Origin of the sequence: Streptomyces fildesensis (assembly GCF_016107395.1) — a bacterium.
In the GTDB taxonomy this organism is placed as follows: Bacteria; Actinomycetota; Actinomycetes; order Streptomycetales; family Streptomycetaceae; genus Actinacidiphila; species Actinacidiphila fildesensis.
Window position 1 is genome coordinate 1 of record NZ_JAAIKO010000470.1, and the last position, 206, is coordinate 206.

Here is a 206-nt window from a genome sequence, read left to right on the forward strand (position 1 = left end):
GGGGGCGAGAGCAGTGATCTCCTTGCTCATTCTGTCAGCAATACCAGGGAACATGGTGGAGCCACCACTGAGCACGATGTTGCCATAAAGATCCTTCCTGATATCAACGTCACACTTCATGATGGAGTTGTAGGTGGTTTCATGGATTCCTGCAGATTCCATTCCAATGAGAGAAGGCTGGAAGAGGACTTCAGGGCAGCGGAATC

At 50.5% G+C, this 206-nt stretch carries 1 protein-coding gene; it reads right to left on the minus strand.

What is annotated here, in order from left to right:
* The coding region (locus tag C6N31_RS47660; RefSeq protein ID WP_198359805.1) for an acetate and sugar kinases/Hsc70/actin family protein at nucleotides 1-206 on the minus strand (206 nt) is incomplete at both ends.